The sequence below is a fragment of the Arthrobacter sp. TmtSoilC51 genome, from assembly GCF_055388015.1.
The window spans coordinates 1057874-1081376 of sequence record NZ_AP035877.1; the positions used below are offsets into that span (position 1 = coordinate 1057874).

General features: G+C 62.5%; 23 protein-coding genes and 2 riboswitches. Of the genes, 13 read left to right on the forward strand and 10 right to left on the reverse strand.

Annotated elements, in window-relative coordinates; genetic code table 11:
* Positions 1 to 90: 90 nt before the first annotated feature.
* The 5 genes from ACZ5G6_RS05020 (at position 91) to ACZ5G6_RS05040 (ending at position 4581) form a co-directional block, all read left to right on the forward strand.
* Complete coding sequence (locus ACZ5G6_RS05020; protein WP_498689844.1) at positions 91 to 426, forward strand: DUF3263 domain-containing protein; 336 nt, start codon at positions 91 to 93, stop codon at positions 424 to 426.
* 48 nt (positions 427 to 474) lie between these two features.
* Positions 475 to 1095, forward strand: a complete 621-nt coding sequence (locus tag ACZ5G6_RS05025) for a LytR C-terminal domain-containing protein (RefSeq protein ID WP_498689846.1) — start codon at positions 475 to 477, stop codon at positions 1093 to 1095.
* A 190-nt stretch (positions 1096 to 1285) separates the two neighbouring features.
* Positions 1286 to 1489 (forward strand): cold-shock protein, encoded by a 204-nt coding sequence (locus ACZ5G6_RS05030; RefSeq protein WP_216926027.1) that lies wholly within the window; start codon positions 1286 to 1288, stop codon positions 1487 to 1489.
* Positions 1490 to 1801: 312 nt separating this feature from the next.
* The gene (gene groL, locus ACZ5G6_RS05035; protein ID WP_223936002.1) at positions 1802 to 3427 is read left to right on the forward strand and encodes a chaperonin GroEL; all 1626 of its coding nucleotides are present in this window, start codon (positions 1802 to 1804) and stop codon (positions 3425 to 3427) included.
* 191 nt (positions 3428 to 3618) lie between these two features.
* Positions 3619 to 4581 (forward strand): RNase H family protein, encoded by a 963-nt coding sequence (locus ACZ5G6_RS05040; protein WP_498689848.1) that lies wholly within the window; start codon positions 3619 to 3621, stop codon positions 4579 to 4581.
* Between the two features lie 162 nt (positions 4582 to 4743).
* Here ACZ5G6_RS05040 and ACZ5G6_RS05045 read toward each other — a convergent pair whose 3' ends face one another.
* The 4 genes from ACZ5G6_RS05045 to ACZ5G6_RS05060 form a co-directional block, all read right to left on the reverse strand.
* Complete coding sequence (locus ACZ5G6_RS05045) at positions 4744 to 5034, reverse strand: WXG100 family type VII secretion target (RefSeq protein WP_223936004.1); 291 nt, start codon at positions 5032 to 5034, stop codon at positions 4744 to 4746.
* Positions 5035 to 5172: 138 nt separating this feature from the next.
* Entirely contained in the window at positions 5173 to 6618 is a 1446-nt protein-coding gene (locus tag ACZ5G6_RS05050; protein ID WP_223936005.1) for a sensor histidine kinase, read from the reverse strand.
* Between the two features lie 2 nt (positions 6619 to 6620).
* Positions 6621 to 7331 carry a response regulator transcription factor gene (locus ACZ5G6_RS05055; protein ID WP_026543233.1) on the reverse strand — a complete coding sequence of 237 codons (711 nt, stop codon included), beginning with the start codon at positions 7329 to 7331 and terminating at the stop codon, positions 6621 to 6623.
* Between the two features lie 67 nt (positions 7332 to 7398).
* Positions 7399 to 8031, reverse strand: a complete 633-nt coding sequence (locus ACZ5G6_RS05060; protein WP_498689852.1) for a LysE/ArgO family amino acid transporter — start codon at positions 8029 to 8031, stop codon at positions 7399 to 7401.
* A gap of 68 nt (positions 8032 to 8099) precedes the next feature.
* Between ACZ5G6_RS05060 and ACZ5G6_RS05065 the strand changes: the two genes are divergently transcribed.
* Positions 8100 to 9014 (forward strand): LysR family transcriptional regulator ArgP, encoded by a 915-nt coding sequence (locus ACZ5G6_RS05065; RefSeq protein ID WP_498689854.1) that lies wholly within the window; start codon positions 8100 to 8102, stop codon positions 9012 to 9014.
* 189 nt (positions 9015 to 9203) lie between these two features.
* Positions 9204 to 9428, forward strand: coding sequence for a hypothetical protein (locus tag ACZ5G6_RS05070; protein ID WP_223936008.1), 225 nt, complete (start codon positions 9204 to 9206; stop codon positions 9426 to 9428).
* 10 nt (positions 9429 to 9438) lie between these two features.
* Here ACZ5G6_RS05070 and ACZ5G6_RS05075 read toward each other — a convergent pair whose 3' ends face one another.
* The 5 genes from ACZ5G6_RS05075 to ACZ5G6_RS05095 all read right to left on the reverse strand — a co-directional run bounded on the left by ACZ5G6_RS05075 (position 9439) and on the right by ACZ5G6_RS05095 (position 16778).
* Entirely contained in the window at positions 9439 to 11571 is a 2133-nt protein-coding gene (locus ACZ5G6_RS05075) for a multicopper oxidase family protein (protein WP_498689856.1), read from the reverse strand.
* A 12-nt stretch (positions 11572 to 11583) separates the two neighbouring features.
* Entirely contained in the window at positions 11584 to 12057 is a 474-nt protein-coding gene (locus ACZ5G6_RS05080; RefSeq protein WP_223936010.1) for a hypothetical protein, read from the reverse strand.
* A 186-nt stretch (positions 12058 to 12243) separates the two neighbouring features.
* A complete protein-coding gene (locus tag ACZ5G6_RS05085) occupies positions 12244 to 13902 on the reverse strand; it encodes a DNA repair helicase XPB (protein ID WP_498689858.1) in 1659 nt (552 codons plus the stop codon).
* 100 nt (positions 13903 to 14002) lie between these two features.
* On the reverse strand, positions 14003 to 16474 hold the full coding sequence (locus ACZ5G6_RS05090) for a helicase-associated domain-containing protein (RefSeq protein ID WP_223936012.1): 2472 nt from the start codon (positions 16472 to 16474) through the stop codon (positions 14003 to 14005).
* 88 nt (positions 16475 to 16562) lie between these two features.
* Positions 16563 to 16778, reverse strand: a complete 216-nt coding sequence (locus ACZ5G6_RS05095; RefSeq protein WP_223936013.1) for a hypothetical protein — start codon at positions 16776 to 16778, stop codon at positions 16563 to 16565.
* Between the two features lie 245 nt (positions 16779 to 17023).
* On the opposite strand from ACZ5G6_RS05095, the gene ACZ5G6_RS05100 reads away from it, so the two are divergent.
* Positions 17024 to 17407: a cold-shock protein gene (locus tag ACZ5G6_RS05100; RefSeq protein ID WP_216926040.1), complete on the forward strand. Its 384-nt coding sequence runs from the start codon at positions 17024 to 17026 to the stop codon at positions 17405 to 17407.
* 8 nt (positions 17408 to 17415) lie between these two features.
* Complete coding sequence (locus ACZ5G6_RS05105; RefSeq protein WP_223936014.1) at positions 17416 to 18045, forward strand: DUF3027 domain-containing protein; 630 nt, start codon at positions 17416 to 17418, stop codon at positions 18043 to 18045.
* 99 nt (positions 18046 to 18144) lie between these two features.
* On the opposite strand, the gene serC is transcribed toward ACZ5G6_RS05105, so the two are convergent.
* The gene (gene serC, locus ACZ5G6_RS05110) at positions 18145 to 19275 is read right to left on the reverse strand and encodes a phosphoserine transaminase (protein WP_498689863.1); all 1131 of its coding nucleotides are present in this window, start codon (positions 19273 to 19275) and stop codon (positions 18145 to 18147) included.
* Between the two features lie 303 nt (positions 19276 to 19578).
* Between serC and ACZ5G6_RS05115 the strand changes: the two genes are divergently transcribed.
* The 4 genes from ACZ5G6_RS05115 to ACZ5G6_RS05130 all read left to right on the forward strand — a co-directional run bounded on the left by ACZ5G6_RS05115 (position 19579) and on the right by ACZ5G6_RS05130 (position 23422).
* On the forward strand, positions 19579 to 20274 hold the full coding sequence (locus ACZ5G6_RS05115; RefSeq protein ID WP_223936016.1) for an iron-dependent transcriptional repressor DtxR: 696 nt from the start codon (positions 19579 to 19581) through the stop codon (positions 20272 to 20274).
* 179 nt (positions 20275 to 20453) lie between these two features.
* A riboswitch (cyclic di-AMP (ydaO/yuaA leader) is annotated at positions 20454 to 20690 on the forward strand.
* Positions 20691 to 20694: 4 nt separating this feature from the next.
* On the forward strand, positions 20695 to 21525 hold the full coding sequence (locus ACZ5G6_RS05120) for a M23 family metallopeptidase (RefSeq protein WP_223936017.1): 831 nt from the start codon (positions 20695 to 20697) through the stop codon (positions 21523 to 21525).
* Positions 21526 to 21670: 145 nt separating this feature from the next.
* Positions 21671 to 21834: riboswitch (cyclic di-AMP (ydaO/yuaA leader) on the forward strand.
* Positions 21835 to 21838: 4 nt separating this feature from the next.
* Entirely contained in the window at positions 21839 to 22570 is a 732-nt protein-coding gene (locus ACZ5G6_RS05125) for a C40 family peptidase (protein ID WP_263422344.1), read from the forward strand.
* Between the two features lie 99 nt (positions 22571 to 22669).
* Positions 22670 to 23422 carry an NlpC/P60 family protein gene (locus ACZ5G6_RS05130; RefSeq protein WP_223936019.1) on the forward strand — a complete coding sequence of 251 codons (753 nt, stop codon included), beginning with the start codon at positions 22670 to 22672 and terminating at the stop codon, positions 23420 to 23422.
* Positions 23423 to 23503: the final 81 nt, after the last annotated feature.

The following is a 23503-nucleotide window of genomic DNA, read 5'->3' on the forward strand; positions in this document are numbered from 1 at the left end:
ATGGCATCGGCGGTGCGAATGACATCGTTGTTATTCGCCCGTAACATGGGGGTAGGACATTTTCCCCCAACCAGCGTCAAGGAGTGTGCCGTGGCAGAACCAGCACCGGAACCAATGGCGCCGCAGGCTACCGGTTTGGCCCTTGAAGACCTGGCGGCCGGGACCCGCAGCGACTCGCCTCTGAGCGACCGTGACCAACAAATGTTGGCTTTGGAGCGGCAATGGTGGAAGTATGCAGGCGCCAAGGAACAGGCCATCCGGGAGATGTTCGATCTCTCCGCCACACACTACTACCAGATCCTGAACGCACTTATCGATACCGAGGATGCGTTGGCCCACGATCCCATGCTTGTGAAGAGATTGCGTAGACTACGTACGTCGCGCCAACGTGCGCGGACAGCGCGGCGCTTGGGGTCCGACGCGTAAATCGCCAGGCTGATCGTCAGCAGCAACCAGCAAGGACAACGCTTCACCATGACCAAATTTGCCAAGGATGAATTCGACCGGGTCCCACAGAACAGCTCCCGGCAGGGCGTGCATCGCGACGCCCAGGAGACAGTCCGTCCCAATTTATGGCCGGTCCTGACCGTTGGAGCCGTGGCCTTGGTGCTGGGACTCGTGGCTTTCCTGATACTTCCGCGGCTTGGCTTGGTGGCCCCTGGCGCGTCCACAAGCGTTTCGACGCCGGCGCCCCAGCAGAGCGAAACCTCCCCTTCTGCTGCACCGACCGAATCAAGCAACGCTCCCATCGCTTCCGGTGAGCCGAGCCCGGGGACGACGCCTTCAGCCGAACCTTCCGGAACCCCTTCCTCTGCGCCGGTGGACAAGACGGTGGCTGTGGCCGTTTACAACGGCACGGCTACGGCTGGACTCGCCAGCCGCGTCGCGGGCCTCGTACAAGGCGATGGCTGGGCGTTGGGAACCGTGGGGAACTGGGGCGGCCTCCCGCAGCAGTCCTCCGTGGTCTTCTACAACGTTCCCGGGCAGAAGGCCAACGCAGAGGCGCTGGGGAAGCTCCTCGGTATCACCGCGGTTGTTGAATCCCCTGAAATACAGCAGCCGCTGGTGGTTGTTGTGGGACCTGGCTACCAGTAATTCCGCTGACTTCCCGCTGTTTTTCAGTGGGTTTCAGGCCCGAAAGCCGCAACTCGGTTAAGCCTCAATAACAAAAGTCATGGTGGGACCCTGCACAGCAGCGCTTGGATAGTGACTGTGGTTACAGTGGATTGATTCCGGTCCGGAGATCCCGGCAACCGGTCTTGGCTACTGCGAAAGTGTGGGCATCATGGCTTTGGGAACCGTCAAATGGTTCAACGCCGAAAAAGGGTACGGCTTCATCACTGTGGATGACTCCGGGGACGACGTCTTCGTGCACTGGTCTGCCATTCAAATGGAAGGCTTCCGAGCCCTGGAAGAAGGCCAGCGGGTGGAGTTTGAATTGGGCGAAGGCCAGAAGGGTCCGCAGGCTGAAAGCGTCCGCGTCGCATAGTTCCTGCGCCGGTCACGTCAGCTAACGGCTGAAACCCCTTTGTTTATAGCTCAAAGTGGCGCCTCTGCTTGCACTCTCCCCGGTCGAGTGCTAATTATTGATTTAGCACTCCTACGCTTCGACTGCTAACTCCGGCCCGGCTTACGCCGGCGGCGGACGGCTCTCGGAACGGAGGAGGATCAAGAAACACCTTGGTGGGGTGAGGTCCGGCGCGCGGGGCATACAGAGGCCGCAAGCAAAGGACCGTCCGTCGCGGGCACCCTATCTGACAGGTTCCTTCTTAACGACTGTCCCGAAAGGACTACCGCCGTTATGGCCAAGATCATTGCATTTGATGAAGAGGCACGCCGCGGCCTCGAGCGGGGCCTGAACATCCTCGCCGACGCCGTCAAGGTCACCCTCGGCCCGCGTGGACGCAACGTCGTCCTCGAAAAGAAGTGGGGCGCCCCCACGATCACCAACGATGGCGTTTCCATCGCCAAGGAGATCGAGCTGGACGATCCTTACGAGAAGATCGGTGCAGAACTGGTCAAGGAAGTTGCCAAGAAGACGGATGACGTCGCTGGCGACGGTACCACCACCGCTACGGTTCTCGCCCAGGCACTGGTCAAGGAAGGCCTGCGCAACGTTGCCGCCGGCGCCGACCCCCTGTCCCTGAAGCGCGGCATCGAGAAGGCCGTTGAGGCCGTCATCACCGAGCTGCTCGCCTCCGCCAAGGAGATCGAGACCAAGGAAGAGATCGCAGCCACGGCTTCCATCTCCGCCGGTGACCCGGAAATCGGCAGCCTGATCGCCGAAGCCCTGGACAAGGTGGGCAAGGAAGGCGTCATCACGGTCGAGGAATCCAACACCTTTGGCCTGGAGCTCGAGCTCACCGAAGGCATGCGCTTCGACAAGGGTTACATCTCCGCTTACTTCGTCACCGACGCTGAGCGCCAGGAAACGGTCCTTGAGGACCCGTACATCCTGATCGTCAACTCCAAGATCTCCAACGTGAAGGAACTCGTCACGGTTCTGGAGAAGGTCATGCAGTCCAACAAGCCGCTGCTGATCATCGCCGAAGACATCGAGGGCGAGGCCCTGGCCACCCTGATCGTCAACAAGATCCGTGGCACCTTCAAGTCTGTAGCTGTCAAGGCTCCGGGCTTCGGTGACCGCCGCAAGGCACAGCTCGCCGACATCGCCATCCTCACCGGTGGCCAGGTCATCTCGGAAGAGGTTGGCCTCAAGCTGGAGAACGCTGGCCTGGAGCTCCTCGGTACCGCCCGCAAGGTTGTTGTTACCAAGGACGAGACCACCATCGTTGAAGGTGCCGGCGACGCCGACCAGATCGCTGGCCGTGTTGCCCAGATCCGTGCCGAGATCGAGAACTCCGATTCCGACTACGACCGCGAGAAGCTGCAGGAACGCCTGGCCAAGCTGGCCGGCGGCGTTGCAGTCATCAAGGCCGGTGCCGCAACCGAAGTTGAGCTCAAGGAACGCAAGCACCGCATTGAGGACGCTGTCCGCAACGCAAAGGCTGCCGTTGAAGAAGGCATCGTTGCTGGTGGTGGCGTTGCCCTCATCCAGGCCGGTGCCAAGGCCTTCGCCAACCTCACCCTGCAGGGTGACGAGGCAACAGGTGCCAACATCGTCAAGGTTGCCATCGACGCTCCGCTCAAGCAGATCGCTTTCAACGCTGGCCTCGAGCCGGGTGTTGTTGTCGACAAGGTTCGCGGCCTGCCTTCCGGCCACGGCCTGAACGCTGCCACGGGTGTCTACGAAGACCTGCTGGCTGCCGGCGTCAACGACCCCGTAAAGGTCACCCGCTCGGCCCTCCAGAACGCTGCTTCCATCGCTGGTCTCTTCCTGACCACCGAGGCCGTAGTTGCCGACAAGCCTGAGAAGAACGCTCCGGCTGCCGGTGGCGACGACATGGGCGGCATGGGCGGCTTCTAAGCCTCCTGCGCTAAGTCACGCTACACAGCAAACGACGGCGGTCCACACCTTCGGGTGGGGGCCGCCGTCGGCGTTAAGAACCAAGTAGGGGACAGATCGGGCTCTTATGAGGGCCCGTAGCGACAGGTGCTGTCCCCCAGTTGGGTGTTATCAGGCTTTCAGTGTCTGTGTGGTCTGGCAGGATTGAATGCATGACGATTATTGCTGCCGCCGATGGCTCTGCCCTCGGCAATCCTGGGCCGGCCGGATGGGCCTGGTACGTTGATGACTCCTGTTGGCGCGCAGGGGGCTGGCCACACGGCACCAACAACATGGGCGAGCTGATGGCCGTCCTGGACCTGTTCCGCTCCACGGCCCACGTGCCCGACGAAGAACTGCTGATCCTGTGCGACAGCCAATACGTCATCAACTGCATCACCAAGTGGATGCCAGGGTGGAAGCGGAAGGGGTGGCGCAAGGCTGACGGCAAGCCCGTCCTGAACGTGGACCTGCTCAAGGACATCGACCAAGCAATCGTGGGGCGCAAATACACGTTTGAATGGGTTAAGGGCCATGCCGGCCACGACCTCAATGAGGCAGCAGACGAGCGCGCACGCGCGGTGGCCACCGCCTTCCAGCAGGGTACGGCAGCCCCAAGCGGACCGGGCTTTGCGGGGGCAGGTCCAGTCTTGGCCCAGCCTGTTCCTGCCACAGCGGCCAGGGCCGTGCGCAGCTTCCAACCCCACTCGGAACCCACGCTGTTTGGAGAGTCGGGCATCTTCGGCCAGCCGGACCTTTTCAGTGAACTGGACGAGGACGCTTCCACCCAGGAACTGCCTGCGGAGGAAATCGTGGTTGCCTTGGAGCGCGAGCTCCTGCGCCCCGATGTACGCACGGACATCGGCAGGATCGGAGTATTGCTTCATCCTGACTTTGCCGAGATTGGCAGTTCTGGTCGCTTCTGGACCCGTGATGCCATGATGGTCGCCCTTGAGGAGGATCCCGGCGAGCCTATTGAACTGGAAGTCCTTAGCGCCGACCGCCTGAATGAGAACACTATCTTGCTCAACTACCGAAGCTTCGCGCACTCCGGTTCGGCCCTCCGCAGTTCCGTTTGGCTGCTGGACCGAGGACAGTGGCGGCTCCGATTCCACCAAGGCACCCCTGAAAACTGACCTCGCATGAACCACAGTGCCCTGGGAAGTGCGAGGTAGGTGAAAAGCCTCGACCCGGCGGGCCTTGATGACCTGCGGGGCGGCTGCACAGGGGGAAGACAGCCGGCCCCGCAGGAGCTTTAGGTGAAGCTGGACCTCGTGTGTAGCTGGAGCACGGAATCCCTAGTAGGCGAAGCGTTGGGTGTTGCCCTGCTCCACTTCGAGGTAGCTCGCTGCGGCCGATGCTAAAGCCATGTTGATGGAAGCCAGCGAGGCCTCGACCTTGTTTTGCGTCAAGGACCATTCAAGGACAAGAGACTGGAAGTTGGTGGCAGCTGAGCCTTTCCAGGTGGCCTGAAGCTCATCCAGTCCGTGTTTCATGGACAGTACGTCCGTGCTGATGCGATCAACGGTTGCTTTGACGTTGGACGACTTGAGCTGAAGGAGCTCAGTGTCGACGGAAATGACGCTCATGGGTGATGCCTTTCGACGATGATGTTCCGCTGCTCGCGGCGGTGTGCGTGGCCACAACATCGAGCCTAAGCAGCCGCCTGTGACCGGGGAACAACCATTCGTCTCTATGTGGATAACAGCAATACTGGGGCACCAGCGCTACTTGGATAACAGCTCGGCAGGTTCCTCGTGGAACGGAAGGCTGACCACCAAAGTTGCGCCGCCGCCGTCGGTCTCCTTTACACGGACGCTGCCCCCGTGGGAGCCAACAATGGCAGCCACAATTGCCAGACCTAGGCCACTGCCGCCGGTCTCTCGGGTGCGCGAGGTATCGGCACGGTAGAAGCGTTCAAAGATCTTGTTGGTCTCCGCCTCCGGAATGCCGGCTCCGTGATCGCGGATTTCGATGACCGAAAATGCGCCTTCAGGAGTGGTCCGGACACCAACTGCGAGTTCTATGGGGCTGCCGTCGGGCGTGTACCGCAGCGCGTTGCCAACCAAGTTGCCTAAAACCTGCCGGAGCTTGGCCTCGTCCCCTTGGACGGGCGCTGGGGTGGGGGTTGTTCCGTCAAGTCCGATCAGCGTAATTGTCCGGTCGCCGGATGAGGCTTTGGTATCCACCACGGCGTCGTAAGCCAACAACTGGAGGTCCACCGGTTTGAGCTGCAACGGCCGTTGCTCGTCCAGCCGGGCCAACAGCAGCAGGTCCTCCACCATGGATCCCATCCGCTTGGCTTCGCTTTCGATTCTGCCCATGGCCGTGGCGACGTCTTCGGGGGTTGCCAGCGCGCCGTGGCGGTAAAGCTCCGAGAAACCTCGAATGGTGACCAAAGGAGTCCGGAGCTCGTGGGAGGCATCCGCAGCGAAGCGGCGCATCCGCGCTTCCGACGCGGCGCGCGCCGCGAAGGAAGCCTCAATGTGGGCCAACATAGCGTTCAACGAACCGCCAAGCCTGCCCACTTCTGTGTTGGGGTTGTCGATTTCCACGCGTCGGGAGAGATCGCCCGCCGCGATGGCTGCAGCAGTCTTCTCCACGCGCGCCAAGGGCCTGAAGGATCGTGCCACGGTCCATGTAGCGATGAAGAACGCCAGCACCAAGGTCAGCAGGCCAACGCCAACCACCACCAGGACGGCGTGTTCCATTACTTTGTCTACAGGCGTCAGGGGCAGGCCGATAATCACCACGCCGTTCTGCCCGTTGGCGACGACGCCCACGGCTACGACGCGCCAGTTGCTGCCAGCTGTGCCATTGACTTGGAATGGGGCGTTCCCACGGACTTTCGCCTCCGCCGGCGTGATGTTCGCGATCGCAGGGCGGTCACTCTGCAGGCCGCCGAATTGGTATGGCGACAGCCCCGGAACGTACAGGGTGAGCGAGTAGTCGGTGGGCACGGCGGGATTCGGCTCGGACAGCTTGTCGAATGACTGCTGGTCCTGGGCCAGCGCGACGGCGGCCTTGAGTTTGTCGTCCACCTGACCCTGCAGGTAGCTCTTGACGAGCGTCAAAGTGCCGGCCCCCGTCGCCGCCAGCGCAAGGAGGAGCAGTCCCATGATGATGGCGACGAGCTGCGACCTCAGGGACGCCGATTTCCAGCGTTGCAGCAAGATCAGCGCTTCTCTGCCGTTCGCAGCACGTAGCCCACTCCGCGCTTGGTTTGGATGAGGGCTGCGGCATCGGGGTCGATGTCCACCTTGCGGCGAAGGTAGGAGATGTAGGACTCCACGATCGAGGCGTCACCGTTGAAGTCGTATTCCCAGACGTGGTCCAGGATCTGTGCCTTGGAGAGAACACGGTTGGGGTTCAGCATGAGGTATCGCAGGAGCTTGAACTCGGTGGGGGAGAGTTCAATCACGGTGCCACCGCGGCGGACCTCGTGGGCGTCGTCGTCGAGTTCGAGGTCGTCTACGCGGATCACGGCGTCGTCGTCTTCCAGCGGCTGCGTGCGGCGGAGTACGGCGCGGATGCGGGCCACCACTTCGTCCAGGCTGAAAGGCTTGGTGACGTAATCGTCCCCACCCACTGTTAGGCCCGTGACCTTGTCCTCGGTGTCATCCTTCGCTGTGAGGAACAGGACGGGGAAGTGTTTGCCTGCAGCGCGGAGCCGGCGCGTGACTGTGAAGCCGTCCATGTCCGGCAGCATCACGTCCAGGACAGCAAGGTCAGGGGCATGGAGATCGGCCGCGGCGAGGGCCTCGCGACCATTGGATGCGGCAACGACCTCGAAACCTGCAAACCGCAGGGACGTGGAGAGAAGCTCGCGGATGTTGGGTTCGTCGTCGACGACAAGGAGCTTGGCTTCGGGGCCGTTCTTTTTCATGACATCCATGATGCTCCCAGTTTCTGTGAGTTATCTGGATGCTTGGTGTGAGCGGACTGCGTGCCCCCTACGCTCCCAGCGCGAGCCCGGCGCCGAGGGCCGCCATGGTTACGGCAATGCCTCCGTCCAGGAAGCGCCACGACGCTGGTCGGGCAAAGAAGCCCCTCAGGAACCGGGCTCCGAAGCCGAGCGAGCAAAACCACAGGATGCTTCCCAGCATCGCCCCGGCGCCGAACCACCACTGCAACGAGGTCCCCTGCGCACTCGCCAGCGAACCCAGCAGGGCGATGTCGAGGTATACATGGGGATTGAGCCAGGTCAGGGCCAGCACGGTGGTCACGGCGGCCGCGAGGCCGCGCTTCGCGCCGCCGTCGTTCGCTGTCCCCGCTGCGGTCAAGGCTTGCGGACGTAAGGCCCGGCGCGCCGCCATGATGCCGTAAACGACAAGGAACGCTGCGCCGATGTATCGAAGGACGACGACGGCCATCGGCGCCGCCGTGATCAGCGCTCCAGTGCCGAGTACCCCGGCTGCGATCAGGATCGCGTCGGACAACGCGCAGACCGCGACGATGGCGCCGATATGTTGGCCAAGGATTCCTTGCCGAAGCACGAAGGCGTTTTGCGCGCCGATGGCAACGATAAGGGCCAGGCCGGTGGCCAGGCCGAGGCCTGCGGACGTAAGGATGTCAGTAGAAGTCACATATCGACGCTAAGTTCATGAGCTTCCTTAGACCAGCTAAAGATTTTGTTGCCCCGTAAGATTTCCTTATGTCGCAATTTCCGTCAGAGCAACTCCTGACCTTCGCTACCGTGCTTTCGGAAGGCACGTTGGACGCTGCAGCCCGCATGCTGCACATCACGCCGTCGGCCGTGTCCCAGCGATTGAAGGCCCTGGAGCAATCTGCGGGCAGGGTCCTGCTGCAGCGCAGCAACCCCGTCCAGGCCACCGAGGCCGGCGAAGTGGTCCTCCGGCTTGCCCGCCAGCTAGCCCAACTGGAAGCCGACGCTGGAAGGGAGCTGGGGCTCAGTGCCGAGGGAGCACAGTTGGCGGTGCCAATTGTGGTGAATGCCGACTCGCTGGCGGTGTGGTTCCTGCAGGCACTTGCCCGAGTGCCCAGCGATCTCAACGTCACGTTCGATCTCCACCGCGACGACGAACAACACTCCACGTCCATGCTGCGTTCGGGGACTGTCATGGCTGCAGTGACAGCCACGCCGGAGCCGGTGCAGGGCTGCCGCGTGGAGAGCCTCGGAGTGATGCGCTACCGGGCCGTGGCAGCGCCTGCGTTTGTGGACCGTTGGTTCGCAGATGGGGTGGATGGTTCCACGCTAAACGCGGCCCCCACAGTGGATTTTGACCGAAAGGACACCTACCAGTGGGCCTTCGTGGAATCGTGGCCGGCTGGGCCGGATGGTTCAAAAGCCCAGGAAAAGGGGCCGCGGCACTACGTTCCAGCCTCACAGGATTTCGGCGATGCCATTCGCCTGGGCCTCGGCTGGGGATTGATTCCGGAAGTTCAATGCGGGCCGGAGATTGCCGAAGGGCACTTGATTGAACTTGCCCCCGAGCGTCCTTTCGATGTTCCGCTCTACTGGCAGCGCTGGAAGACGGCGTCAAAAGTGCTCGACGTCCTTAGCGCCACAGTCCGGGAAGTCTCCGCCCAGTATCTTCGGACACCTTGAACGCCCTGTGGAACCCATTTCGGTTGCATCCACGTGGATCGGACATCAAGGAAAGTGGAAGCCGGTGCGAATCCTTGCGAAGCCACTGGGCCGGGGCAAAGATCCGAAGGCCAAGATCCGAAGGCTAAAGATCCGAACACGCCCACGGATGCGCCTAAAAATGTCAGTGCCCCATTCCACACTGGAAACATGGCAAAAGAATCAGCCCCCATCAGCATTCATCACCAGGAACAAACCGCGGACGTCGAGTTCCACGTGACGTATCTGGACACGGACTCGGGCCACATCCGGCGCGAGGAATTTCCGGACCTGGCCTCAGCCGAGCGCTTTGCCAGTGCCCAACTCCATGACTCCGATTGCTGGGCAGTGGTGGATGAGGTTGCTGTCCAGCACGCCACCCGGATGGTGGCCTAAGCCCACGGTCCTATTCAGGCCGGTTGTGGGAATGGCCTCCGTGTACGAAGTCAGATGACACTCCTTCGTACTTCAACAGCATCATCATTCCCCCTGCAGCGTGTTCCAGGTTGTGGCAGTGATCCATCCATATGCCCGGGTTGTCCGCCTTCAACAGGACCTCCCATACATCGCCCGGGAGCACGTCCACGGTGTCCAGGACCAGCGGCGATCCTCTCGGAGCTACCCCGTTCCTGCTGAGAACTTGAACGTGGTGTCCATGGGGATGCATGGGATGCGGCTCTGCGGTGCGGTTTACTATCGTCATTTTCAACGTCTCCCCTTTGGCCACCTCAATGGATGGCACCAGGGGATAGGCAGCGCCGTTCACGGTAAAGGCGTAGCGGGGAACTCCGTCAACAAAGCGGAATTGCCGGTCCAGTACCAGCACTTCCTCCCGGGCATTTTCTGCGGCTGCCGGTATTCCGGCCACGGGTTCGCCGTAGTCCAACAGGTCCAGGACGGGCGTCGTGGCGAAGACGCCCGGCTGGGCCTTCTCCGGAACGGCGGCCGCTTTCGCTGCGACGTCCACGGCATTTGCTGCAGGATCGGCATTTTCGGCAGCACGGCTGGACGGGGCAAACACGACGACGGCGCTGGCCGCGGAGTCAGAGCGGAGCGTCACCACGGATTCGGGCATCGTGAACGCGATGTCCATCCTGGCTCCTGCTCCAAGTCGCAACAGCCTCCCGGTCACCTCCTGGGGCTGGTTCACGTCCGTTCCATCCACTGCCGCAACCTTGAATGCTGTTCCGTCCAGAAGGTAGCGCTGCGGCAGGGAATCAGTGTTGATGAGGCGTACCCGAACGCTTGAGCCCGGGATGGCCCCATGCGCACTGCTACGGTCTGAGGAGCCCAGCAACCCCAGACCGCCGAGGTCGTGCCCCGCCACCACAATGTCCGTATCAGCGCGGGGCTGTGTGGGGTGGTGTACGACGAATGTGCCGTAGAGGCCCTTGCGGACACCTTCGGCTGAGTCCTGGTGCGTGTGGTACCAGTACGTGCCTGCTTGGGCGGCAATGAACCGGTAGGTCATGGACTGCCCCGGCATGACGGCGTCCTGTGTTGCCCCAGCCACACCGTCCATGGCGTTGGGGACGTCGTAGCCGTGCCAATGCAGGGTGACGCCAGCCATAACGTCCCGGTTCTTAAGCTCAACTTCCATGGCCTCGCCCAGTTGAGCCTCAATCGCGGGCCCGGGTAGGCTGCCAAATGTCCATGCCTCGGTGGACTCCCCGGACGGCAGGGTTACGTGTTCCGTGCGGGCGGTGAGTTCATAATGCCGGACCACGGCATTGTCAGGAATGTCGCCCACCAGGCTGGTTACCGGAGTTGGGTCCACCACGGTTGCAGCGGTGGCACCATTGTGATGGCCGACGGCGGCCGCAATCACCGCGCCATCGGCGGACCGGCTACCCAGCCAGGCAAAGACTCCCGAGCCCAAAACGGTGCAGGCCATGAGTCCGGCAACTGCGGCAGCCGCCGTCGTGCGCCTGCGAACCGCGCCGCCGCGGCCGGGAGCGACGCTGCCGCGGGAAGCAGCGGGCGGACGCCCGAACACAGGGAACAGCGCCAGCCTGGCAATCATCACAGTCCCGGCCACCAGGAACAAGAGAACAGCCAGGGTCCACGGGGCAGGGAACGGTCCGAGAACGAAGGCGATGGCAAGTGATGCAACAGCCGCGGCCGCGGCTGAAACCGTGGCGAGTACGGCCCATTCATGACTCCGGGCGGCGGGGGCCCGGTCAGCACCCCGGGGTAGATCCGATCCAAGTGTTGAGCCGGTGTTCCGCCTCCTCAGCAAGTACGGAACACCGGCCATCGCGGCCCAAGCCGCGGGGATGGCGGTCAAAGGCAGGCTGATGGTTGTGCGTTCGCTGGCAAACCACCAACTGCCCGCCACCAAAGCGGGGAGCAAGGCATAGCGTGCTGCCGTCATCACAACGGCCATGCCCAGGACAAGTAGCGCCAAGTCCACGCCGCGTGGCTTGGCTGGCCTCCTGTCAGCTGTTGAAGAAATGACCATCCAGGCCGCGGCAATCCAAGCACCGGCCGCGAGAACGGCCAGCACCAGGTCCAAGGCCAGTAGCTGTGAGATATTCACAGCCGCCGCTGGTCAAGCTGCGGTGGACGAGGCGGAAGCATCCGATGCTGCTGCCTTGGGTGGAAGGGGCTGGGGATTGAGAGCAAGTGCGCGGGCACGTTTGAACAACCAGTAGGACATGAAGATGATCAGCAGGCCCGTGATGGGATGAATGGAAGCCACCCACGAGCCGGAGGGCGTGATGAAGTCCTCCGATGAGCCAGTGAGCATGCCGCCGATGATAAAGATGAACAGCTGCACCCATGTCATAAGGAAGATTCCGGCGGCGAGCCAGATGGTCCGGGATCCGGCCTTGGCAATAGCCGCAACGATCACAGCCAGCAACGCCGAATAACGCAGCACATATTGGCCGTTCATTACGTGATAAACGCCCGCTTCGTGCTGGGCTTCAATAGTGTTTTGAAAATGGAAGTAGCCGGCGAAAAAGAGCTGGGCAAGTCCTGATAGCAGGATAATCGCCGACAGGACCAGGAGGGTTTTACGCATAAGGAGTCCTCTGGTAAGAAATCACAGATTCTTCAAGGCCTTCGAATCGTCGGCACCCTGGCTGCGGGCTTCCCCCAATACCGACGACTGGCCGCCAGGCTGCCTGGACCAAGGGCAACCCTAAAGGGCGGAGAGCTTCACTTGGAATCCTAAAATTGCTGGAGATAAATAGCAATGCCCTGACGATTATTCGTCTGCGGGAGCGTCTCTACCCACGTCCTTGGCGTCCATGATCCGGTAGGCATAGCCCTGTTCAGCCAGGAACCGCTGGCGCTTGGCCGCGAAGTCCTGGTCCAAGGTGTCGCGGGCCACAAGGGAGTAGAAACGGGCTGAACGGCCGTCTTGCTTGGGCCTAAGCAGGCGGCCCAGGCGTTGCGCCTCCTCCTGCCGGGATCCGAAGGAACCCGAAACCTGGATGGCGACTGAAGCCTCGGGAAGGTCGATGGAGAAGTTGGCCACTTTGGACACCACGAGGGTCTGGATCTCGCCCTTACGGAAGGCATCAAAGAGTTTCTGCCGGGCTTTCACTGTGGTTTCCCCTTTGATCAGGGGAGCATCCAGCCGCTCTGCGATCTCGTCCAGTTGGTCAATGTACTGGCCGATGACCAGTAGTTGCTCACCCTTGTGCGCCGCCACGAGCTGCTCTACCAGTTGGGTTTTCGTCTCGGAGGTTGCACACAGCCGGTATTTGTCAGCGTCATCAGCCATGGCATAAGCCACGCGCTCGTCGCGGGGTAGATCCACGCGGACCTCCACGCAGTCCGCGGGTGCGATGTAGCCTTGCGCTTCTATGTCCTTCCATGGAGCGTCGTAACGTTTGGGTCCGATCAAGCTGAAGACTTCGCCTTCCCGGCCATCCTCCCGCACCAGCGTGGCCGTCAGGCCGAGCCTCCGCCGGGCCTGGAGGTCCGCAGTCATGCGGAAGATCGGTGCGGGCAGCAAGTGCACCTCGTCATAGATGATCAGGCCCCAGTCATGGCCGTCCACCAGTTCAAGGTGCGGGTAAAGTCCTCCGCGTTTGGTGGTGAGCACCTGGTAGGTGGCGATGGTGACGGGCCGGACTTCCTTGACCGCACCGGAATATTCGCCGATCTCATCTTCAGTCAGAGACGTCCGCTTGAGTAGTTCGTCCTTCCACTGGCGTGCCGAAACCGTGTTGGTCACCAGGATCAGTGTTGTAGTGGAGGATGTGGCCATGGCGGCCGCGCCCACCAGGGTCTTTCCCGCACCACACGGAAGAACGACGACGCCGCTGCCGCCAGCCCAGAAGTTCTCCGTGGCCAGCTTCTGGTAGGGGCGCAGCTGCCAGCCTGTTTCGTCGAGCATGATCAGGTGGGGCTGCCCGTTGACGTACCCGGCAAGGTCCTCAGCCGGCCACCCCAACTTGAGGAGCAACTGTTTCAACTGGCCGCGCTGCGAAGAATGAACCACCACGGTTTCACCATCGATCCTGGGACCAAGTAGCGGCGCGATCTTCTTGGCGCGGATGACTTCCTCGAGCACAGGGTAGTCGTCGGTACGCATCACCAAGCCGTGCTGGGGATCCTTTTCGAGGCGAAGCCGCCCGTAGCGGGACATGGTCTCTTCGATGTCGATCAACAAAGCATGGGGCACCGGGAAACGGGAGTACTTCAGCAGCGTATCCAACACCTGCTCGGCGTCGAGACCTGCGGCACGGGCGTTCCAGAGCCCAAGAGGCGTCAGCCGGTAGCTGTGCATGTGCTCGGGAGCGCGCTCCAGTTCAGCAAATGCCGCAATGGCGTGCCTGGCCTCTGTAGCGAGCTCGTGGTCGACTTCCAAGAGAATGGTTTTGTCGCTTTGTACGATCAGCGGACCGTCGGTCACTGTTGAATCCTCACTTGCGCAGTTTCCAAACGCGTCGTTTCCAAGCGCGATGTTTCCAGGCGCGCCGTTCCTACTGGTGCAGTTCTCATGTGTGCCGGTTTCACGTCTGCCGGTCTACGGCAGGTTCCACATCGATGATCCGATGGATGGACAGCACGCGTTCCGTTTCCTTGCCGGGGTCGAAGACCCTGACGCGGCCACCGGAGACGGAGACGGGCACCACGGTTTCGGTGTTCGCATTCCCCAGGCTGTCCACCACGTTCATGGTGACCGCCTGTTTGAGCCGGATGGCCTTCTGCAGCGTTTCCAGGCCAAGCTGCGTGGATGCTTCGCCCGCCGCATCAGCCGGGACGCCACGATGCTGCCGCAGGACTGAAAGTTGAGCCTCGACGTCGTCGTCCGGTGGTGCCGTTCGCGGCGCCGTATAGACCGGACGCGCGCTGCCGGGCACTGCCGTTGTGCGTTTGAAGCGAACGACGGCGGGCTCCGCGTCCTGCACGGCAGGCGAAAGTCCCAGCTCGCGCAGTACACGCGCCGTCTCGCGGGGGCTGGCAGAGGACGTCAGTACTGTGGGGGCGATCCGCACCAAGCTCAGTGCTGACGTCCGGGCCTCCTGCAACAAATCAGCGATGGCGGATTCGTCGTCGCTCTGGATGAAGCTGGCACTGGAACCGATGCGCAAACGCCCATGCCGGGACGCCGTGTCCTGCACAAGGTAAGCGAGCGGTTGCGGCACATCCGTGGCTGAGTGCTCACGGAGGAAGGCCAAGAGCGATTCCGCATCCTGGCCGGCGTCGAGCGCCCGGCGGATGGTCTCCGTGGAAAAACGGTAGATCGACGCTGGGCCTTGGCCCTCGGCGTCGGCCATGAGCAGCAGCGTTGCGCTGAGTTCGGGAGCGAGATAACCGGGCGCTACGGCAGTGAGGTCCGCTTGAAGGAGGATGTGGTTGACTGCCGCCGGCAGGTGCTCACCGAGGAGGGTCAGGGCCTCCTCCGGATGGCCGAGCGCGACAGCAGAACCTAGTTGCGTGAAGGCCCCGGACCCCATCAAGCCAAGCAGCGTGGCTTCCTCGAGGATCCCCCGGACCAGCGAACTGAACCGGCGGGACATGCGCGGCTGCGTCCATTCCGCACGTTGCAGCACGGCACGCGCGTCCAGGACGGGCGCCTTGCCATCGGGAGCGGCCGCCTCCACCGTCAATTCATTCAGGATTTCCAGGATCCTGCGGCGGACCACTGGAGCGTCCGGCCTTTGAGCCTCCGCTGACAATGCATTAATGGTGCTGCCCGCCGAACCCTGATGGGATGGCGAGCCGGGGGTCGATCCCGGGAGCGGCTGCCCCACCATCGACGGTGCGCGCTCGCTGGCCAACCATGCGTTCACCAGCCACAGCCACTGTTCCTGCCGTGGCAAAGAGAGCCATTCCAGGGAGGGCGGTTGGATCCACGTGGAACTGTCCACGTCCAGCCGTACCAGGCCGGCCAGCGCGCAGAACTCCAACAGGATGGCAGTTTCGTGGACGCCGCACCGGATGGACTCGGCAAGGCGCCGCAGCTCACGCACGCCCACGCCGCCGCTCCGAAGGGTTGCCAGTGGCTGCTCGCGCACTGCAAACAGTATGTCGCCGGTTAGCCGCAGGGTCTCGGCGATGGCGCCCATCGCCGCGTTGCGCCTCAGGGCAGCACTTGTGTGGCCGAGTTCCGGAACCGGAGGGCTCAGGGTGAAGTCGTCCACGATCGCGCCACCGCGCAGGGCGATCCCAACGCTGTGCGGCAATTCGACGTGGCCGGCATCCAAGGGGACCAGCAGGCCGCGCGCCAGGAGCCAGTCGATAGGCCCGACGTCGGCGCTTTCGTGGGTCACGGAGGCCCGCCGTTGAGCTTGGGGCACAGCGCCCATGGCCCAACTGCCGAACTTGTCCAGCAGGCCGACAGTCCTTGTGGGTGCCGTCGCCAGGATGGCGCGTACATTCTCTGGACTTGAGGTCCAGCGCTGCAGGGACAAGGCAGCATCCATGGGCGTGCTTGCGGGGTGGATATCCAGGCCGTATTGGTGGAGCTCGGCTACGAGCTGAACCACGCGTTGGGCGAAAGCCGGCTGCAGCCTGACCAACTCGGTGTAGCTTCGGCCCAGGCCAGCCGGATAGATGCCGATCACGTCCTTCAGGCTTCCTACTGGAAGGTAGAACCGTTGCCTGGAATTGGATTGTGAATTTGACGCTGCAGGGGGATCGGCCCGGTGGACCAGGGCCAACTCCTGAAGTTTGGCGAGGATCGGTTCCAGCGCTGACAAGGTGGAACCCGCAATGACTTTCTTGAGGCCGGCGGCGGAAACACTGTGGCCAGTATCGGCGTTGGTACACAAATGGAGTGTTTCCAACACCTGCATTTCAGGTTTCGTCAGGCGCTCCAACGCCCGTTGCACGCTGACACGTGCGCTGGCCCGGGCCGCCAGTGCGGCGAAGTCCGGCGCCATGGGGGAAATCAGGTCAGGCCGCGCGGCAAACAAGGCCCGCAGCGAATTGTCGCTGCGCGCTTCCAGTTCCTTGCTGAGCGCGCGAATAAGGGACATCAATCCAACGTTACCGCCACCGGGCCGCTGATGTGTGGGCAGGGCAAAGCCGCCCCGGTTGATTCGCTTGTGACGGGCGCTTGATTCACTACTGCCGGCGCCGTTGACGAACGGCATCCAGCACCAGGACCACAGCGAGCATAAAGGCAACCGGCAGCCCATAAAGCGCCGTGGATGTGATCCACACGGGTGCCACTCCACCATTGAAGGCGATAGCCATAACTGCGCCGACGGCGGCCAAGGAAACGACGGCGATCACGGCGGCAACAATCATGAGGGGGCGGCGGTAACCCGGGGAAGTCATGCGCCTAACGCTAGCAGCCGGGCAACATGACGTAGGCCCATGGGCTATTGGCTCGCCTATGTCTCAGGAACGTTGCAGCAACGGCGCAGCAAAGGCGCCGCAAAGCGGGAATAGGTGGTCCGGCAGGATAACCTTGAACTAACAGACCAACACGGACCGTGCTGTCTCCCTCGATCCCGCAGATCCCTGTGGATGCGGTGGCGGCGCGACGTGTCTCCAAAGCAAGAACGAAGAAGGTTGATTACGTGCCCACCGGCAAGGTCAAGTGGTATGACAAGGAAAAAGGCTTCGGATTCCTCGCGGCTGAAGACGGCCAGGAAGTATTCCTGCCCAAGACGTCGCTGCCCGCAGGCGTAACCGAGCTCAAAGCCGGTACCCGCGTGGAGTTTGGCGTGGCCGATGGCCGTCGCGGTGCCCAGGCATTGGGCCTGCGGGTCCTGGACAAGACGCCCTCCATCGCCAAGGCCAAGCGCATGAACGCCAAGGACCTGGCGCCTTTGGTACAGGACCTCGTGACCGTGCTGGATAACTTGTCCGGTACTTTGTCGTCCGGTAAGTACCCGGAAGGCAACAAGGCCAAGGCCATCGGCATGGCGCTGCGCAAGGTTGCCGACGAGCTGGAAGCCTAGGAACCGCCATGACATCGGAATCCGCACAGGATACAAAGTCCGGAAGGGACGCGCAGGCCAGCCCTGGGGCCGTCACTGCCGCCGACATTCCTGTCATCGGGGATACCCCTGCGCGGAAGCCGGTCCCAGCGAAGCCGCGGGCCGGCATCCCCGTGTGGCGCACCGGCAAGCCGGATGCGTTCCTGGCCGCCGCCGTCGACGTGGCAAGGGAAGCGGTGGAGACCATCGCGAACCCCGGCGAGGTTGGTGCCCACATCGGCGCAAAGTCCGAGGGCGATCGCGTAGTCACGCACCTATTCGAGTCGAAGCTTGCAGGGTACGGCGGGTGGCAGTGGTACGCCGTGATCACCCGCAATTCCCGGTCAAAGATCGTAACGGTCAGCGAGCTCGGCCTCCTGCCCTCAGAGGACTCCATCCTGGCCCCGGAATGGGTGCCATGGGCAAAGCGTGTCCGCCCGGAGGACGAGACACCCTTGGTGGAGGAGACGGTAGAGGAGGTGTCGGAGGAAGCCGTTCAGGCTGAAGAAGACGACGCCGCCGAAGCATCGGATGCCGCTGAATCCGATGAAGACGATGACGCAGTTGAAGCCGACGTTGCTGCCGATGACTCTCCCGAATCTGCTAACCCAGGCGAGTAACGGCCAGTCGATTAACGGCAGCGGCGCCGTCCGGGAATAACCCAGACGACGCCGGCACCTGCCCTTGCGCGGAAAACCGCGGCAGTTACGTCATACGTTCTACTTCTTCAGTTCGCCCACGACGTAGTCGATGCTGGCGAGCAGGGCTGAGACGTCGTCAGGTTCGATTGCCACGAAGGTGGCGATGCGGAGCTGGTTACGTCCGAGCTTGCGGTAGGGCTCAGTGTCCACCACGCCGTTGGCGCGCAGGATCTTGGCAATCGCCGCTGCGTCAATGGAGTCATCGAAGTCGATGGTGGCGATGACGTTGGAGCGCTCCTCAGCCTTGGCGACGAACGGTGTGGCGTACTCGGAGGCCTCGGCCCAGGAGTAGATGCGGCTGGCCGAGTCCGCCGTGCGCTTGCTGGCGAAGTCCATTCCACCGTTGCTGTTGAGCCACTGCACTTGCGCATCCAACGTCACCAGCGTGGACAGCGAAGGCGTGTTGTACGTCTGGTTCAGCTTGGAGTTCTCGATTGCGGTCTGCAGGTCCAGGAAGTCCGGGATCCAGCGATCGCTTGCCTTGATGCGCGCGGCGCGCTCCAGGGCTGCGGGGGAGAACAGGCCCAGCCACAGGCCGCCATCAGAGGCGAAGTTCTTCTGCGGGGCGAAGTAGTAGACATCCGATTCGGCGACGTCCACGTCCAGCCCGCCAGCGGCTGAGGTGGCGTCCACCAGGACGAGCGAACCGGCGTCGGCGCCTTCTACACGCTTGACCGGGGCGGCAACACCCGTGGAAGTCTCGTTCTGGGGCCACGCGTAGACGTCAACGCCGGCCTCGGCCTGGGGGGACGGCCGCGTGCCGGGCTCGGACTTGATGATGGAGGATGCATCGAGGAAGGGGGCCTTGTTGGTGGCCGCCGCAAACTTGGAACCGAACTCGCCGAAGGAAAGGTGCTGGGCCTTTTTCTCAACCAGGCCGAAAGTCGCTACGTCCCAGAAAGCGGTGGAGCCGCCGACGCCGAGGACAACCTCGTAGCCCTCAGGTGCGCGGAAGAACTGGCTGAGTCCTTCGCGGACCGAGCCCACCAGGTTCTTGACGGGCGCCTGACGGTGGGATGTGCCAAGAATGGTGGTCGATGCGGCGGACAAGGCCTGGACCTGTTCCGGGCGGACCTTGGAGGGTCCTGCGCCGAAGCGTCCGTCCTTGGGCAGCAGGTCGGCGGGAATAGTGATGCTGTTGTCGCTCACGTGTGGCTCCAATGGGTATCGGTTAGAGAGGGGAGGTGGCAGGTGGCATCGGCTGCCCCTTCGACTCCATCATTCTGCCTGACCGGGCCCGCGCTCAGGAATCTGCGGTTGTCATAGTCCGCCACGTGGAATGCCTGAACCACTACGGGCATTCGTGCCCGCGGAAACATTATCCAGAGTAATTCCAAATAAGCTAGGCTAGGGTTGGCGTTCCTGAGGTGTCGATTGCACACCGTCCACCTTGGCTGGGACGCGGTACGGTGGAGATTACGCAACAAATGCGTTCGAGGAGAGCTGAGCTGGATGACGGATCTGATCGATACCACTGAGATGTATCTTCGGACCATTTTGGAGCTTGAAGAAGAGAACATCGTGGCTCTTCGCGCACGTATTGCCGAGCGTTTGCGCCATTCGGGACCCACAGTTTCCCAGACCATCGGACGCATGGAGCGCGACGGCCTGGTGATTGTGTCCAACGACCGTCACCTGGAGTTGACTGAGGTCGGACGCAAGCGGGCCACTGAAGTCATGCGAAAGCACCGCCTTGCCGAGAGGCTTCTGGCGGACGTCATTGGTCTCGACTGGGCGTATGTCCATGACGAGGCATGTCGCTGGGAGCACGTCATGAGCGAACGTGTGGAGCGGCGGTTGTATGAGTTGTTGGAACATCCCACCGAGTCGCCGTATGGCAACCCCATTCCGGGCCTGGAGGCACTTGGCGGCCTCGCCGGCCAGCCCCTTGCGCGCCTGGACGTCAACCTGCTGCACGCGATGGACGGGTACGCCGCCGATTCACGCGTAGTCGTCAGCCGACTCGCTGAGCCCATCCAGGTTGAGCCGGAACTCCTCACCCAGCTTGATGAAGGCGGGATTCGTCCCGGCGCCACCGTCTCCTTGGAGAGGGTGGGGGAGTACATCTCTGTTCGCGTTCCCGGCATTGAAGGAGCGCTGGAGCTGCCTCCCGAGGTAGCCGCGCACGTCTTCGTCGCCGTTAGCTGACTTTCCGGCGTGTCAGATCTCACGTTGGGGTCTTTGGCGCGCGTGTGACCTGCGGGTTTCCGCGATTGATGGTATGGAGCCACGCCACAACACGGTGTTTCGAAAGATAACGAATTTATTACTGCGGACTTTAATCGCCTATAGTTATCTACTAGCGCCGATACCAAAGCGTTACCTGATCTGGAGCCGAGCTCTGCCAGCGGATCAGGTGTGTCATCAACTACTGGCAGAGGCGGGGGAACCACAAGCGGCTGCCTAAAGAAGCAGCCTTGGGGTGAAGTCCGCAGCAGAAGTGCCTACTAACGCAAGTCCTCCTTGGGATACCTGTGTGCCGTTTGCGCTTCGTGCGGACCGGGTCTTTGAACTCTCTGACCCGAATCCGACAGCTAACTTCGCAGGCTTTCTAGAGAGGAACAGAGTTTGACATCGCAGAACGTCAGGGGTCGCCGCCGCGCGTCCGGCCCCGCTGCTGAGCTGCGGCCAGCCCGCGCCGCAATGGAGATCCGGCCACGCGACACCCCGCGTCAGGTGCGCCGCCGCAAGAGCCCATTGCGCCAGGTAGCCGACTTCGCCGCAGCCAGTGGTGTCGGGCAGAAAGCCGGAGTTGCGCTTGCCGCCACCGGACTTGCCCTGACTGTAGGTCTGCCGGCCACAAGCCCCGTCATGGCCACATCCGAGTCCGGTCAGACTGAGGCAGCCCTGACCGTGCCCGGTGGCAGCCAGCCCGAGGTTTCTGCGGCAGCGTCTGCCAAAATCGATTTCAGCCGCGCAGCGGTCGCCACCGCAGCCGATCCTGACGGCAAGCTCAAGCAGCTGCTGAGCGCGCAGTCTGCGGGCAGCATCCAGCGCGCCTCCTCACTTGGCACCTTGGGCAGTCCACTGGACAAGTTGGTCACGGCGTCGCCCTTTGGCTATCGCGTCAGCCCGCTCACCGGCGGCACGGGTGACTTCCACCGTGGCCAGGACTTCGTGGCCCAGTGCGGTACCGCTGTTCACGCCGCAGCCGCAGGCAAGGTCACGTTCGCGGGCTGGCATGAGTATGGCGGAGGCAACCGCGTAGTGGTTGATCACGGCAACGGCCTCGAGACCACGTACAACCACCTGTCGTCCTTCAACGTCAAGGTGGGTCAGACCGTCAACCGTGGCGATACCGTCGCGCTCAGCGGCACCACGGGCGCATCCACCGGCTGCCACCTCCATTTTGAGGTCCAGGTAAACGGCGAGGTCGTAGATCCCATGGGTTGGCTCTGAGCTAGTTGATGGTGCTCTCTCGCATTGATGACACGCCCCGTGACCTGAATGTGACATTCACGAATATCTGTTGTACCGTCTAAAGCGCATCGGCTTTTTAGGGGGCCGATGCACTTGGGTGGATTGCCTAGCTCTGCCACCACTCAAGGTCCGTTCGCAAAAATCGTCTGGCAGGGGCGGGGGAACCAATTTTGGTCTTCGAATCAGAAGGCCTTGGGGTTAAGTCGCAAAAGCTTCCCGGAAGCCGCGCGGCCGGATGACTCCCATCCGAATCCGACAGCTCACCTCGCAGGCATTGGGAGAGGCTACCTTCGTGTCATCACGCACTACCCCTGCGCGCCATCGCGCCGAATTGGTTCGTACGAACCCGTTGAACAACCTTTCCAAGGCTGTCTCAACCAATGCAGGCACCGTAGGCCGCCAAGCCGCCGTTCTGGCCGCAGCCTCTGGACTCGTTCTCAGCGTCGGACTCCCGGCCCAGGCCGCAGATACTGACGTTTCCAAGTCGGAAAGCTCCAGCACCCAGCAGTTGGTAGCCACCGCAGTTGTCACCGCCGAGCCCACCGCAACCGTTTCCTTCGAGAGCCCGGTAGTGGCCACCAAGGAAGCCCCCAAGGTTCAGCGGGCCTCCCAGCGCACGCAGACTAGCGATAGCCAGGCGAACGGCGCACTCTCTGCCCTGTCCTCCACGGCCAAGGATTCCGCTTCCAGCGCGGCAGCCTCCGGACTCGCAGCCATTGCCTACACCGGCATCGGCCACCCCTACGTTTGGGGCGGCACTTCCCCCAATGGTTGGGACTGCTCCGGATTCACCCAGTGGGTTTACGCCCAGGCCGGCATCAGCATCCCCCGCGTCAATGCCTGGACGGTCATGACGCCCACCAGCACGCCTGCTCCCGGCGACCTCGTCATGCAGAACGGCGGAGCCCATGTTGGCATCTACGTCGGCAACGGCATGATGATCAGCGCGCTGAACCCCAGCCAGGGCACCCTGCTGCACTCCGTGGCCTCCACCGGCACATCCTCGTTCTTCACCCTCCGCTAGGAAAATCCCATTCGGGGTAAGCCAGCATGCCCCCCATGTGCTGGCCGCCCATAACCCGCGTGCGACCCCAGCGTGCGCGGATACGAAAAGAGAGTAATCATGACCAGTGCAAACAAGGTTGCACGGCATCGAGCTGAGGCCCCCAAGACCAGCTCACTTGCCGTCATCGCAAAGGCTGTCAGCGACAACGCCGGTGGCGTTGGCCGTCAGGCAGCAGTGATCGCAGCTGCATCGGGCCTTGTCCTGACCAGCGGCGTGGCTGCAAATGCTGCGGACACCAATGTCCAGCGCGAATCTACGTCCGCGTCCGCCCTTGACGTGCAGACGGTTGCCCAAGCCACCATTGCTGCCGACTCGAGCGTTGCCATCTCCTACGAGCGCCCCGTGGTCACCACGGTGGAAGCACCCGCTCCTGTGGTCGAGAAGGCCCCGGCCAAGGAATCTGCGCCGGCTGCTGGCGGCAACGCCACTTTGGCTGTCAACACTGCCCCCGCAGCTAAGGCGCCCGCGGCCTCCAGTGGTCTCGGTGCTGCTATTGCCGCAGCGGCCTACGCACAGCTTGGCGTCACGCAGGACTGCACCATGCTGGTGACCAACTCGCTGGCCGCCGTCGGCATTCACTTCCACGACTGGCCGGCCGGCTACCTCTCCCTCGGCCGCACGGTCAGTGCAGCTGAAGCCCAGCCCGGCGACCTCGCCTACTACGCCAACGGTGGCTACGGCGGAATGGCGCATATCGCTGTTTACGTCGGCAACGGCATGGCAGTCCACGGTGGATGGAACGGATCCACCACGGCGCTGTTTAGCGTGAACGTTGGCTCCGGCCCCGTTTTCATCCGCGTCAACGGCTGATCAAACACTCCACGGAACACCCCGCAAGGCTTAGGCCAGCGGGGTGTTCTGCTTTAACCACCGTCGGTTAGCCTCAAAAAG

Excerpts from the sequence above, each read along its gene's own strand:
- ACZ5G6_RS05055 (WP_026543233.1), bottom strand. The coding sequence starts at position 7,331 with ATGAAAAAGAACGGCCCCGAAGCCAAGCTCCTTGTCGTCGACGACGAA.
- ACZ5G6_RS05095 (WP_223936013.1), bottom strand. The coding sequence starts at position 16,778 with ATGACTTCCCCGGGTTACCGCCGCCCCCTCATGATTGTTGCCGCCGTG.
- ACZ5G6_RS05130 (WP_223936019.1), top strand. The coding sequence starts at position 22,670 with ATGACCAGTGCAAACAAGGTTGCACGGCATCGAGCTGAGGCCCCCAAG.
- groL (WP_223936002.1), top strand. The coding sequence starts at position 1,802 with ATGGCCAAGATCATTGCATTTGATGAAGAGGCACGCCGCGGCCTCGAG.
- ACZ5G6_RS05070 (WP_223936008.1), top strand. The coding sequence starts at position 9,204 with ATGGCAAAAGAATCAGCCCCCATCAGCATTCATCACCAGGAACAAACC.
- ACZ5G6_RS05115 (WP_223936016.1), top strand. The coding sequence starts at position 19,579 with ATGACGGATCTGATCGATACCACTGAGATGTATCTTCGGACCATTTTG.
- ACZ5G6_RS05065 (WP_498689854.1), top strand. The coding sequence starts at position 8,100 with ATGTCGCAATTTCCGTCAGAGCAACTCCTGACCTTCGCTACCGTGCTT.
- ACZ5G6_RS05025 (WP_498689846.1), top strand. The coding sequence starts at position 475 with ATGACCAAATTTGCCAAGGATGAATTCGACCGGGTCCCACAGAACAGC.
- ACZ5G6_RS05080 (WP_223936010.1), bottom strand. The coding sequence starts at position 12,057 with ATGCGTAAAACCCTCCTGGTCCTGTCGGCGATTATCCTGCTATCAGGA.
- ACZ5G6_RS05090 (WP_223936012.1), bottom strand. The coding sequence starts at position 16,474 with ATGTCCCTTATTCGCGCGCTCAGCAAGGAACTGGAAGCGCGCAGCGAC.
- ACZ5G6_RS05045 (WP_223936004.1), bottom strand. The coding sequence starts at position 5,034 with ATGAGCGTCATTTCCGTCGACACTGAGCTCCTTCAGCTCAAGTCGTCC.
- ACZ5G6_RS05030 (WP_216926027.1), top strand. The coding sequence starts at position 1,286 with ATGGCTTTGGGAACCGTCAAATGGTTCAACGCCGAAAAAGGGTACGGC.
- ACZ5G6_RS05040 (WP_498689848.1), top strand. The coding sequence starts at position 3,619 with ATGACGATTATTGCTGCCGCCGATGGCTCTGCCCTCGGCAATCCTGGG.
- ACZ5G6_RS05105 (WP_223936014.1), top strand. The coding sequence starts at position 17,416 with ATGACATCGGAATCCGCACAGGATACAAAGTCCGGAAGGGACGCGCAG.